General features: G+C 64.5%; 12 protein-coding genes and 1 pseudogene. 8 read left to right on the forward strand and 5 right to left on the reverse strand.

Annotated features, from left to right (window positions below; genetic code table 11):
• Positions 1 to 12: 12 nt before the first annotated feature.
• Positions 13 to 1,184 (reverse strand): IS3 family transposase gene (locus CAF53_RS19810; RefSeq protein WP_100238264.1). Its coding sequence is split into 2 segments (ribosomal slippage): positions 13 to 920 and positions 920 to 1,184, totalling 1,173 coding nucleotides; the frame shifts between segments, so codons are not numbered across the junction.
• 437 nt (positions 1,185 to 1,621) lie between these two features.
• Between CAF53_RS19810 and hemN the strand changes: the two genes are divergently transcribed.
• On the forward strand, positions 1,622 to 2,929 hold the full coding sequence (gene hemN / locus CAF53_RS19815) for an oxygen-independent coproporphyrinogen III oxidase (RefSeq protein ID WP_100239317.1): 1,308 nt from the start codon (positions 1,622 to 1,624) through the stop codon (positions 2,927 to 2,929).
• Complete coding sequence (locus CAF53_RS19820) at positions 2,919 to 3,152, forward strand: hypothetical protein (RefSeq protein ID WP_100239318.1); 234 nt, start codon at positions 2,919 to 2,921, stop codon at positions 3,150 to 3,152. The genes hemN and CAF53_RS19820 overlap by 11 nt, the downstream gene beginning before the upstream one ends.
• A gap of 99 nt (positions 3,153 to 3,251) precedes the next feature.
• On the opposite strand, the gene CAF53_RS19825 is transcribed toward CAF53_RS19820, so the two are convergent.
• Both CAF53_RS19825 and CAF53_RS19830 read right to left on the reverse strand, forming a co-directional pair.
• Positions 3,252 to 4,136, reverse strand: coding sequence for a LysR family transcriptional regulator (locus tag CAF53_RS19825; RefSeq protein ID WP_046764254.1), 885 nt, complete (start codon positions 4,134 to 4,136; stop codon positions 3,252 to 3,254).
• Between the two features lie 61 nt (positions 4,137 to 4,197).
• Positions 4,198 to 5,286, reverse strand: coding sequence for a helix-turn-helix transcriptional regulator (locus CAF53_RS19830; protein WP_242443532.1), 1,089 nt, complete (start codon positions 5,284 to 5,286; stop codon positions 4,198 to 4,200).
• Positions 5,287 to 5,372: 86 nt separating this feature from the next.
• Here CAF53_RS19830 and cysD point away from each other — a divergent pair, with 86 nt between their 5' ends.
• The 3 genes from cysD (at position 5,373) to CAF53_RS19845 (ending at position 9,099) form a co-directional block, all read left to right on the forward strand.
• Complete coding sequence (cysD, locus tag CAF53_RS19835) at positions 5,373 to 6,284, forward strand: sulfate adenylyltransferase subunit CysD (protein WP_046764255.1); 912 nt, start codon at positions 5,373 to 5,375, stop codon at positions 6,282 to 6,284.
• 128 nt (positions 6,285 to 6,412) lie between these two features.
• A complete protein-coding gene (gene cysN / locus CAF53_RS19840; RefSeq protein WP_100239319.1) occupies positions 6,413 to 8,335 on the forward strand; it encodes a sulfate adenylyltransferase subunit CysN in 1,923 nt (640 codons plus the stop codon).
• Complete coding sequence (locus tag CAF53_RS19845) at positions 8,332 to 9,099, forward strand: 3'(2'),5'-bisphosphate nucleotidase CysQ (protein WP_100239320.1); 768 nt, start codon at positions 8,332 to 8,334, stop codon at positions 9,097 to 9,099. Before cysN ends, CAF53_RS19845 begins: the two co-directional genes overlap by 4 nt.
• On the opposite strand, the gene CAF53_RS19850 is transcribed toward CAF53_RS19845, so the two are convergent.
• Both CAF53_RS19850 and CAF53_RS19855 read right to left on the reverse strand, forming a co-directional pair.
• On the reverse strand, positions 9,071 to 9,724 hold the full coding sequence (locus CAF53_RS19850) for a methyltransferase domain-containing protein (RefSeq protein WP_242443533.1): 654 nt from the start codon (positions 9,722 to 9,724) through the stop codon (positions 9,071 to 9,073). The two genes, CAF53_RS19845 and CAF53_RS19850, sit on opposite strands and share 29 nt — an antisense overlap.
• A gap of 79 nt (positions 9,725 to 9,803) precedes the next feature.
• Positions 9,804 to 10,466, reverse strand: a complete 663-nt coding sequence (locus CAF53_RS19855; RefSeq protein ID WP_100239321.1) for a protein-L-isoaspartate(D-aspartate) O-methyltransferase — start codon at positions 10,464 to 10,466, stop codon at positions 9,804 to 9,806.
• 77 nt (positions 10,467 to 10,543) lie between these two features.
• Between CAF53_RS19855 and CAF53_RS19860 the strand changes: the two genes are divergently transcribed.
• The 3 genes and pseudogenes from CAF53_RS19860 (at position 10,544) to CAF53_RS19870 (ending at position 12,360) form a co-directional block, all read left to right on the forward strand.
• A complete protein-coding gene (locus tag CAF53_RS19860; RefSeq protein WP_232307556.1) occupies positions 10,544 to 10,831 on the forward strand; it encodes a hypothetical protein in 288 nt (95 codons plus the stop codon).
• 99 nt (positions 10,832 to 10,930) lie between these two features.
• Positions 10,931 to 11,272: pseudogene (locus tag CAF53_RS19865) on the forward strand (YciI family protein); the annotation flags it as partial.
• Positions 11,273 to 11,370: 98 nt separating this feature from the next.
• Positions 11,371 to 12,360 carry a threonine/serine dehydratase gene (locus CAF53_RS19870; protein WP_100239322.1) on the forward strand — a complete coding sequence of 330 codons (990 nt, stop codon included), beginning with the start codon at positions 11,371 to 11,373 and terminating at the stop codon, positions 12,358 to 12,360.
• Positions 12,361 to 12,400 lie beyond the last annotated feature (40 nt).

Consider the following 12,400-nt stretch of genomic DNA (forward strand, 5'->3'; position numbering starts at 1 on the left):
CCGATAGGTTTGTTAGTGGATTAAGCCCATCGCCGCCATATCCGGACGGAGGTGGAGCGTAGCGGAACCGGAGGCCGGATATGGCGGTGTCGCCGTTTCCGGTGCCGGTGGCCGGTATCCCAGACTGCTATGTGGGCGGACGGTGTTGTAATGCCGCCGCCATGCTTCGATCAGCACCTTGGCTTCGGCGAGGCTGTAGAAGATCTCGCCGTTGAGCAGTTCGTCGCGAAGCGACCCGTTGAAGCTTTCGTTATAGCCATTCTCCCATGGTGATCCCGGCGTGATGTAGAGCGTCTTCACACCGATCTGCCCCAGCCATTGCTGGACGGCGGTCGCGATAAATTCGCTGCCATTATCGGACCGTATATGTGCCGGAGGGCCGCGCGAGATGAACAGGTCGGCTAGGGCCGCCAGAACATCCTCATGCTTGAGCTGACGCGCCACGACGAGCGCCAGGCACTCCCGGCTGGCCTCATCGATGATGGTCAGGATGCGGAACTTGCGGCCATCATGCGTGCGCCCTTCGACGAAGTCGTAGGCCCATACATGTCCCGGATATTCCGGCCGCAGGCGGATGCAGGATCCGTCATTGAGCCATAGACGCCCGCGCTTTGGCTGGCGCTGGGGAACCTTCAGCCCCTCACGCCGCCAGATCCGTTCGACCCGCTTATGGTTCACCGTCCAACCCGCATGGCACAGCAACGCCGTCACCCGGCGGTAGCCGTATCGACCATATTGCTTTGCCAGTGCGATGATGTCCTCCGTCAGCGCCTGCTCGTCATCCGCCCCGCGCGGCACCTTGCGCTGCGTCGATCGATGCTGACCCAGCACCCGGCATATCCGTCGCTCGGATACCGGAAACTCTCGTCGCACATGATCAATGCAGCGTCGCCGCCGCGCGGGGCTTAGAAGTTTCCCTTTGCCGCCTCCTGCAGGATCAGCTTGTCCAGGGTCAGGTCGGAAATCGCACGGCGAAGCCGCTGGTTCTCCTTCTCCAGATCCTTCATCCGCCGCGCCTGGTCGGTCTTCAGCCCGCCATATTCCTTGCGCCAGCGATAGTAGGTTTGCTCACTGACCGCGATCCGCCGGCACGCCTCTGCGGTCGATGCCCCCTGCGCCAGCACGATCTCAACTTCACGTAGCTTGCCGATAATCTCTTCCGGCTTGTGCTTCTTGCTCGGCATTCAATGTCCCTTTCGTGGTCCAGACTATCATAGTCTCTGGGCCACTCAGCAGGGGGCAGATCAGTTGAAGCTGATCTTCTTCCAAGGAGCTTCAGGGACAGATTGATCATTATCCTGTGGGCGATCCTTCCACTCGGAAGCAAAGGCTCCCATAATCACGGGGGTCGAATTACGGCGACGCTACAAGCGGAAATTTTGTTTCCGCTGATTGAGATAAATCAAGGAATAAGTGCAACCAGTCTCGCATGGTCCTATCTGCGTTCATGGCCCGCACCGGCTGTGGCGTCAGGGATATTTCGGCCGGAGCGATCACGATGATTGTCGCGCTTTTTATCGCTGACTCTCTTGAGTTGGCGAATGGAATTCCGCAATATGACAAAAGCCTTGGAAATCCATGGCTTTTGGCAGGGCATTCGGCGCGGTCCTGAGTCAGAACCATGTGGACCTATCATCCCGACCTGCTCGACCGGCCCGTGCCGCGCTACACCAGCTATCCCACCGCCGCGCAATTCAGCGGCGATGTCGGCGCGGCGGAACTTGCCGCCCGGCTGGACGGAGTGAATAGGGACGCCCCCCTCTCGCTCTATGTCCATATCCCCTATTGCCACGACATATGCTGGTATTGCGGCTGCAACACGGGCGCGGCGAACCGGGTCCAGCGCCTCACCGCCTATGTCGAATCGCTGGAACGCGAAATCGCGACGGTCGCCGGACGGCTGAACGGCCGTGGCCGGGTGCAGCGCATCGCCTTTGGCGGCGGCAGCCCCAACAGCCTGCCGCTGGTCGATTTCGTCCGCCTGCTCCAGCAATTGCTGCTCTGCTTCGACGCGCATCACGCCGAATTGTCGGTCGAACTCGACCCCCGCCGCCTCGACGCGCAATGGATTTCGACCATGGCCGCCATGGGTGTCGACCGCGTGAACCTGGGCGTGCAGACCTTCACCCCGCATGTTCAGGCGCGGATCGGCCGCATCCAGCCGCTCGACATGGTGGAGCGCGCCGCCGACCAGTTGCGCACCGCCGGGATCGCGACGGGTTTCGACCTGATGTACGGCCTGCCCGGCCAGACGCCCGACGATCTCGCCGCCACGCTGGAGGCCGCCATCGCGATGCAGCCCGCTCGCATCGCGCTGTTCGGCTATGCCCATATGCCCCGGCTGCTGCCCCGCCAGCGCCGCATCGACGCCAGCGATCTCCCCGGTCTCACCACCCGCTTCGCCATGGCGGCGCAGGGATATGATATGCTGACCGGCGCAGGCTATGAGGCGATCGGCTTCGACCATTTCGCCCTGCCGCAGGACGGCATGGCCCACGCCGCCCGCGAAGGTCGGCTGCGCCGCAATTTTCAGGGCTTCACCGACGACCCGGCGGAAATATTGCTGGGCTTGGGCGCCAGCGCGATCAGCCAGTTCCCCGACCTCATCGTCCAGAACGAGAAACAGGCCGGTCCATGGCGTGAACTGGTCGGCGCAGGGCAATTATCCGCCACGCGCGGCACTTTCCGCACGCCGGAAGACCGCCGCCGCGGCCGCATCATAGAGGCGCTGCTTTGCCAGGGTGAAGCGCATATGGGCACCGCCCATCCGATGCCCGATCTCGGCCGCTTCGAAGAACTCGGTCTCGTCCGCCTGAGCGAGGGGCGCGTCGCGCTGACGCGGGATGCCCTGCCCTATGCGCGCAGCATCGCCGCCTGCTTCGACGCCTATCTGGAACCGGCGGAAAAGCGGTTCAGCCATGCGGTTTAGCGCGGCGATCCTCGCCACTCTCGCCTGCATCCCCCTGGCAGCCGTCCATGCGCCCGCCGCCGTCGCGCAAAGCCCGGGGTTCTGCGGCTCCGCGCCGCCCGGCTGGACCCCGCCCTGGCAACGCAAGCCCGCCGCCCCCACCGACAAGAGCGCCCCCTGCCATCTCATGCTCTGCGACCGGAAGAAACCCCGCGCCGAAGGGGAATGCGGTCAGCCCAATTAGAGCATCGTGCGCAAAAGTGGGAACCCGTTTTGCGCGAAAAACGATGCGACCACAAAAACTTAAAGCGCGCGGTTTGCGTCAGATTTAACGCAGCGCACTCTAAAACCGGTCCCGCATCCCGCGTACGACTTCATCCAGAAATTCCCCGGTCGCCCGGATGCGCGGCAATCGCTGGAGATCGGCGTGGATCACCAGCCAATAGCTGCGCCACACCTCGACCTCCCCCGGCAACAGGCGGACCAGCCGCTCATCCCGATCCGCCGCGAAGATGTGCAACACGCCGATACCGCATCCAGCCGCCACCGCCGCATGCTGCGCCGCGCTGGAACTGGACCGGAACGCCACGGGCGCGCCGGGCAATATCTGGTCGAGCGCGATCATCTCGGGAAAGCCCGCCAGTTCCTCGATATAGGACACGAAGGCATGGCGGTTGAGGTCGGCCCGGCCCGACGGCGCACCCTCCCGTTCCAGATAGTCGCGTGACGCATAGAGCCCCAGCCGGTAATCGACCAGCTTGCGCGTCACCAGCCGTCCCTTGGGCGGCGGCTTCAGCATCACGGCCATGTCGGCCTCACGCTTCGACAGGCTGCTCGCCTTGCTTTCCGACGCCAGTTCCAGCGTCAGCCGGGGATGGCGGGCACGGAAATCCGCAATATGGGGCGCCACCAGACAGGCGGCGAACGCCTCGGGCGTCGCCAGCCGTACCGTTCCCTCCACTTGCTGGTCGCGCCCGGCGACGCTGTTCATCGCCGCCAGCAATTCGCTCTCGACCCGCTCGGCATGGGCAACCAGGGCAAAGGCGGCCGGTGTCGGCGTCACCCCACGGGGCGAACGGTCGAACAGCCGCGCGCCCAGCGTCGTTTCCATATTGCCGATGCGCCGCGCCACCGTGCTGTGGTCCACCCCCACCCGGCGCGCGGCGGCCAGCATATTGCCCTCCCGCATCACGGCAAGGAACAGGCGCAGTTCATCGGAATTCAGCATGGGCAAATTTGCACAACCATAGGAGCGGGATAGCCATATCTATGCAAAACCGAATGGATGCTCAAGCCAGCGCCAGCACGCTCGTCAGGATATTGCGAACCAGCTCGGCCTGCCCCCGCGCACCCGTCTTGGCATAGATTTTCTTGGAATAGTTGCGCGCGGTCTCTACCGTCAGCCCCAGCTCGGCGGCGGCCTCGCTGATCGACATGCCCTGCGCGATGGCCCAGGCCAGCCGCGCCTCGCTGGGCGACAGGCCGAACAAGTCGACCAACTGGTCGCACCGGTCCGCCTGCGACCAGCGGTCACCGCTGATATAGGCGATGGCGACCGGCACCGACTGGGTGGACAGCGAACGATCATGAAACGGGCGCACCAGCATGTCCATCAGGGGATCGCGGCTCAGATTGATCGCCCTTGGCCGTCCCTCGCCATCGGCTGCGAAGCTCTTGACCAGTGCGGTCAATTCGCGGTCCACGGCGGGCGAGGCGGGCGTCAACCGGTCGTACCGCCCCCGCCGCAGCAGCTTCGACCGCTGGAATAGCTGTTCCAGATGCGGTGTCATGTCGACGATACGGCACTGGGCATCCAACGTCAGCCAGCCGAAATTGAGCCGTCCGAACGCCTCCGAATTGACCGAAGATCGGAATTTCTCGCGCTCGAACGCGACGAAGCTGCGCAGGGCGATGCGCAGATTCGGCACCAGCGCGGTCAGCATCGCGCCCACACCCGACCCCACTTCCCGGCCGCCCGCGCAACTCAGCCAGGCGTCCATGCCGCTCGGCTCCGTTACGCGGACCGAACGCATATTGGTGATGCCCAGCGGCTCCAGAAACTCCGCGCGATAGCCTTGCTGCACCGCATCGCCGGGGTCGAGCAGCTCGTCCAGCGTGTAGACCCTCGCCTCGCGCATCCGCCGGTAAGGCAGGGGATCGCGCACATATTTCTCGTTGAACAGCCGATCGAGATGCAGCGGCGTGGGCGGCCCGGCATAAAGCTCGACCAGCCGCTCCTCATCCACCGGGCGAAAGGCCAGGCTCGCATATCCTGCCCCGGATCGCGTGCGCAATTTTTCCAGAAACCCATGCCAAAGGGGTTGCTCGAACATGCCCTCATGGAGGGCCGCCAATAATCCGCCGTCGTCCAGCCGCATGGCTAATATGTATACCCTCCCATATGGGAGGTCCACCCCTCCCCCACTTCTGCCATCAGGCTGTCACAAAATAAGGTGGGTGAACGATGATCGATTCGAAAAGACTGACGCATTTGGATCGTTTGGAGGCGGAGAGCATCCATATATTGCGGGAGGTTGTAGCGGAGGCTGAGAAGCCTGTGATGCTGTATTCTGTGGGCAAGGATTCGGCGGTGATGCTGCATCTGGCGCGCAAGGCCTTCTATCCTTCGCCGCCGCCTTTTCCGCTGCTGCATGTGGACACGACCTGGAAGTTTCAGGCGATGTACGCGCTGCGCGACCGGATGGCGCGGGAGTCGGGCATGGAACTGCTCGTCTACCACAACCCCGAAGCGCAGGAACGCGGCATCAACCCGTTCGACCATGGCCCGCTGCACACCGACATGTGGAAGACCGAAGGGCTGAAGCAGGCGCTCAACCTCTACGGCTTCGACGCGGCCTTCGGCGGCGCGCGGCGCGACGAGGAGAAGAGCCGGGCGAAGGAACGCATCTTCTCCTTCCGCACGGCGTCGCACGGCTGGGACCCCAAGAACCAGCGGCCGGAGCTGTGGAACCTCTACAACGCCCGCAAGAACAAGGGCGAGAGCATCCGCGTCTTCCCGATCAGCAACTGGACCGAGCTGGACATCTGGCAATATATCCACCTCAACGACGTGCCGATCGTGCCGCTCTATTTCGCGGACAAGCGCCCCACGGTGGAGCGCGACGGCATGCTGCTGATGGTCGACGATGAACGCTTCCCGCTGAAGCCCGGCGAGGAGCCGGTGATGCGCTCGATCCGCTTCCGCACTTTGGGCTGCTATCCCTTGACCGGGGCGGTCGAGAGCGAGGCCAAGACCCTGCCCGAAGTCATTCAGGAAACGCTGCTCACCACCACATCGGAACGGCAGGGCCGCGCCATCGACAAGGACGCCGGCGGCGCCGGCATGGAAAAGAAGAAGCAGGAGGGGTATTTTTGACGCGCCACGGAATGCGTAGCGTTCCGAAGCGTCAACCCCGGCGAAAGCCGGGGCCTCGTGCCTCCGGGCCGAACCTTTCCCCCAGATCAACGAGATCCCAGCCTTCGCTGGGATGACGAGGTAGCGACATGACTGATACGCTCACCAAGACCGACGAACCCATCTACAAGACCGACGCCCTCATCGCGCAGGACATCGACCAGTATCTGAAAGTGCATGAGCACAAGACGATGCTGCGCTTCATCACCTGCGGATCGGTGGACGACGGCAAGTCGACGCTGATCGGCCGCCTGCTCTACGACAGCAAGATGATCTTCGAGGATCAGCTCGCCGCGCTGGAGGCCGACAGCAAGCGCGTCGGCACGCAGGGGCAGGAGATCGACTTCGCCCTCCTCGTCGACGGCCTCGCCGCCGAGCGGGAGCAGGGCATCACCATCGACGTCGCCTATCGCTTCTTCGCCACGGAAAAGCGCAAGTTCATCGTCGCCGACACGCCCGGCCATGAACAATATACGCGCAACATGGTGACCGGCGCGTCCACCGCCGACCTCGCCGTCATCCTGATCGACGCGCGCAAGGGCGTGCTGACGCAGACCCGCCGCCACAGCTATCTCGCGCATCTGATCGGCATCAAGAATATCGTCCTGGCCATCAACAAGATGGACTTGGTCGACTATGACCAGGCGGTCTATGACGGCATCGTCAAGGATTATACCGAGTTCGCCAACTCGATCGGCATCAAGGCCTTCACGGCCATGCCCATTTCCGGCTTCAAGGGCGACAATATCACCGGCCCGTCGGACAACACCCCCTGGTACAAGGGGCCTGCGCTGATCGAGCATCTGGAGACGGTCGAGGTCGATCAGGTCTCCGACCAGGAAAAGCCCTTCCGCATGGCGGTCCAGTGGGTCAACCGGCCCAATCTCGACTTCCGCGGCTTTTCCGGCCAGATCGCCACCGGCACGGTCAAGGTGGGCGACGCGATCCGCGTCCTGCCCTCGGGCAAGACCAGCACGATCAGCCGCATCGTGACGCTTGATGGCGATCTGGACGAGGCGATTGCCGGCCAGTCGGTCACCCTCTGCTTCGCGGATGAAGTCGACTGCTCGCGCGGCGACGTGATCGCGGCGTCGGACAATCCCCCGCAGGCCGCCGACCAGTTCGAGGCCACCATCGTCTGGATGGCGGACGAGGAGATGCTGCCCGGTCGCCCCTATTGGCTCAAGATCGGCACGCAGACCGTCACCGCGACGGTCCAGCAGCCCAAATATCAGGTCAACGTCAACACGATGGAGCATCTGGCGGCGAAAACGCTGGACTTGAACGCCATCGGCATCGCGAACCTGTCGACCGACAAGCAGATCGTGTTCGAACCCTATGACACGAACCGGACACTGGGCGGCTTCATCCTGATCGACAAGCTCACCAATGCCACGGTGGCGGCGGGGATGCTGCACTTCTCGCTGCGGCGGGCGCAGAATGTCCACTGGCAGGCGACCGACGTCACCCGCGAGTTCCACGCGAACCTCAAGAACCAGAAGCCGGCCGTGCTGTGGTTCACGGGGCTGTCGGGCGCGGGCAAGTCGACCATCGCCAATCTGGTGGAGAAGAAACTCGCCCGGATGAACCGCCACACCTTCCTGCTGGACGGCGACAATGTGCGCCATGGGCTGAACAAGGACCTGGGCTTCACCGATGCCGACCGGGTGGAGAATATCCGCCGCGTGGGCGAGGTCGCCAAGCTGATGACCGATGCGGGGCTGATCGTCATCACCGCCTTCATCTCGCCCTTCCGCGCCGAGCGCGACATGGTGCGTTCGATGATGCAGCCCGGCGAGTTCATCGAGGTGCATATCGACACCCCGCTGGCCGATGCCGAGGCGCGCGACGTCAAGGGCCTCTACAAGAAGGCGCGTTCGGGCGAGCTCAAGAACTTCACCGGCATCGACAGCCCCTATGAGGCGCCCCAGGACCCGGAGATCCACATCGACACCACCGGCATGAGCGCCGAACAGGCGGCCGAGGCGATCGTCGCAAGGATCATCCCATGAGCGAAGCGGTGGAAAACATGACCGACGCCGATCTGGCCGCGCATCTGGCCGAGGTGGCGGGGAACATCCTGGTCACCGTCCGGGAATCCGGCCTGTTCAGCGCCAAGGCGCTGGGCAAGGCCGGGGACCAGACGGCGAACCAGTTCCTCTGCCACGCGCTGCGTGAAGTGCGCGGCGAGGACGGGCTGCTGTCGGAGGAAGAAAAGGATAATGCCGAACGCCTCGCCATGAGCCGGGTGTGGATCGTCGACCCGGTCGACGGCACCCGCGAATATGGCGAGGAACGGGCCGACTGGGCGGTGCATGTGGGCCTGGCCATCGACGGCCAGCCCAGCATCGGCGCGGTCGCGCTGCCGGGCCTGGATGGCGGCACGGTGCTGCGCTCCGACCAGCCCCGCGCCCTGCCCGCCGCGCCGGACAAGCTGCGCATGGTGGTCAGCCGCACCCGGCCCGCCGCTGAAGCGGTCGCGGTTGCCGAAGCACTGGGCGCCGAACTGGTGCCCATGGGCTCGGCCGGCGCCAAGGCGATGGCGGTGATCCTCGGCCAGGCCGACATCTACCTCCACTCCGGCGGCCAATATGAATGGGACAGCATGGCCCCGGTCGCCGTGGCGCTTGCCCATGGCCTCCATTGCTCCCGCATCGACGGATCGCCGCTCGTCTACAACCAGAGCGACGTCTACCTCCCCGACCTCCTCATCTGCCGCACCGAACATGCAAGCAAGGTGCTGGCACTCATCGCAGAGGTTGCCAAAGCGGCTTAAGGTCAGGCGGCTTCACCTGCCTCAAAAGTCCACTGGCCCAATAAAGATGGCAGGGCGGGATATTCCGCCATTCGAAGCCCGTCGCCACCCTGGCGAAGCGACGGGCGAGAAGCGGCCCAACCGCCCTGCGCATCTGATAGGCCAGAAACCGGCCGTCAGGTGCCAGCGCGCGGCAGCTCCTGTCCATCAGCCGCGCCGCCCGCACCGGTTCCAGCGTCGAAAAGGGCAGGCCGGACAGGATGCAATCCGCCCGTTCCAGCCCATGATCGGCCATGATGCCCAACACATGATCCGCCGATCCGGTGACGGCGATCAACCTCCGGTCGTCCGTTTGCCCGCGCAGATGGTCGATGAACGCCGCACTGGTGTCGATCGCCAGCAACCGTGCCTGCGCCGGCAATCGGGCCAGCAGGGCGCGCGTGAAGATGCCCGTTCCCGGCCCATATTCGACAACGCAGCGGACCCGGCTCCAATCGACCGGCGCCAGCATATGGGCGACGAGATAGCGCGATGCCGGAAAGGCCGACCCCACGGCCAAAGGGTTTCTGAAAAATTCGCGGATCGCAAGGCCGGAAAGACCCGGTTCGGGGTTTGCGATCAATGTCTTGTCCAAGGATGCTGCCACGGCGGCTTCACTCTCCCGTTATTCTATCGCGGAAACCCCTGTTCGCGGGTCGGGTTCCGGAAATTCCGTCCAACCTCGATCAGATGCCCAGCCAGCCCTGCTCTCCGATCAGCGGCACGAAGGTCACGGCTTCTCCCCAGTCGACCTCATAATGATCGTCATCGAGGCGCGTGATCCTGCAAAGCCGTTGCACCTCGCCCCCGATCGGCATGACCAGCCGCCCGCCCACCGCAAGCTGCGTCTTCAACGCCGACGGCACGTCCGGCCCGCAGGCGGACACCAATATCGCGTCAAAGGGCGCTTCCCCCGCCAGTCCCAGCGTGCCGTCACCCTCGCGAATATCGACATTGAGATAGCCCAGCTCCCGCATCCGCCTGCGCGCCTGCCCGGCAAGGCTTGCGTGCCGCTCGATCGCGAAGACCTGGCCCGCGATGCAGCCAAGAATGGCGGCGGCATAGCCCGACCCGGCCCCCACCTCCAGGACGCGGTCGCCCGCCCCGATCCCGCCATTCCCTATCCCGATCCCCTCGATCATCGCAGCGACGATATAGGGCTGGGATATGGTCTGCCCGGCCCCGATCGGCAGCGGCCTGTCGTCATAGGCCTGCGCCTTCACCGCCTCTCCGACAAAGCGTTCGCGCGGCACGGTCCGCATGGCGGCGAGCAGCGCCGGGTCCGTTATTCCGCGCCGAACGATCTGCTTGGCCACCATTTGCTCGCGCAACTGCCGGTAGTCGGGCATGATCCGCTCCTTATCGCGCCGGATTCGTGGAGGCGCTGCGCCGTGCATCATAGCACAGGAGCGAAGGAGGCGATTTTGTGACCCAGCGAATGGACCCGATGTCGGTGGCGTTCAACTATTGGCGCCTTGGCATGGAAGCGGCCGAAGTGATCGGCCTGCGCCTGCCGAAGCTGCTGGCTGGCGATCCTGCTGCCGCCTTCGAGGCGCAGCGGATGGTGGCCGAGAAGATCGAGGCGGCCGCGCTGCTGCAATGGAAGGCGATGACCGGCGCGCTGGGATCGACGCCCCTGTCGGTCATGCAGCGCTCGACCGCCCATTACCGCCAGGCGGTGGGCAAGAACCGGAAGCGGCTGGCCCGGCGATAATGCCGTCGATAATGCATGGAATCGCTGTACAGCGATTTCCTTCCCCTCGCCCACTGGATATGAGGATCGACGGAAAGCCCTCCGGCACGGGAGACGGTCATGCGCGTTATGGTTTTGGTGAAGGCGACGGAAGACAGCGAAAGGGGCGGTCCCCCCTCAGCCGAAATGTTCGAGGAAATGGGCAAATTCAACGATGCGCTGATCGCCGCCGGTATCATGGTCGATTGCGACGGGTTGAAACCCTCATCGTCAGGCAAGCGGATCGCCTTCGACGGGGCCAGCCGCACGGTCATCGACGGTCCCTTCGCCCATCCCCGCGAACTGGTCGCGGGCTATTGGATATGGGAGGTCAGGGACATGGAGGAGGCGATCACCTGGGCCAGGCGATGCCCCAATCCGATGCCCGGCCCCAGCGAACTGGAAATCCGACCTTTCTTCCAACGCGACGATTTGCAGGCGATGGGGCCGGAAATAGCGGAGGTCTTCGAACGCGAGCAGGATAGGCGAGCCGGTCCTTGACCCGCACGCCAAGGCAAAAGATGGGAGTTGCGGCGGCCCTCGCGATCGGCGCGGAGGATGTACGCGACGCCGCCACGCAGATCAGCGGGGCGGCGGTCCGCACGCCGTTGCTGGAAAATGCGGCGTTGAACGCCCGAACGGGACGCCGCGTCCTCATCAAGTTCGAAGGCGCCCAGCACACCGGCTCTTTCAAGTTTCGTGGCGCCTATAATCGCCTCAGCCGCATCGCCCCGGGCGACAGAGCCGCCGGCGTCGTGGCCTGGTCCTCCGGCAATCATGCGCAGGGCGTGGCCGCAGCCGCGCGATTGCTGGGCATGCCCGCCACCATCGTCATGCCCGCCGACGCCCCCGCCATCAAGATCGGCAACACCAGGGCGTTGGGCGCGGAAATCATATTCTACGACCGCGCCACCCAATCGCGCGAGGCGATCGCGACCGCCATCGCCCTGGAACGCGGCGCCGTGATCGTTCCCTCCTACGACGATCCCCATATCATCGCCGGGCAGGGCACCGTCGGACTGGAAATCCTGCATCAGGCGCGGGAAGCCGGGGCAGATGTCGGCCAGATACTGGCTTGCTGCGGCGGTGGCGGCCTGGTCGCCGGAATCGCCACCGCCGTCAAGGACGCGGCGCCGGAAGTCGATATCTACGCCGTCGAACCGGACGCGTTTGACGATACGACCCGCTCGCTGACCTCCGGCATCCGCGAGATCGTGGCGACCGGCTCCACGTCGATCTGCGATGCCCTGCTGGCGCCCAGTCCCGGCGAGCTCACCTTTCCCATCAACCGCACCCTGCTGGCCGGCGGCCTGACCGTCAGCGACGATGAAGTGCGCACGACGATCCGTTTCGCGTTCGAAACGCTGAAGCTGGTTGTCGAACCGGGCGGCGCGGTGGCCCTGGCGGCGCTGCTCCACGGCCAAGCGCCATATCGGAACGATGCGGTTGCCGTCGTCGTTTCCGGCGCCAATGTCGACCCGGCGGATTATGCCGCCATTCTGCGTTCCTGATGGTGCGCTTCTTTTTGGGAAAGGATCAGGGTTAAGACCG

Origin of the sequence: Sphingobium sp. LB126 (assembly GCF_002795205.1) — a bacterium.
Lineage (GTDB): Bacteria > Pseudomonadota > Alphaproteobacteria > Sphingomonadales > Sphingomonadaceae > Sphingobium > Sphingobium chungbukense.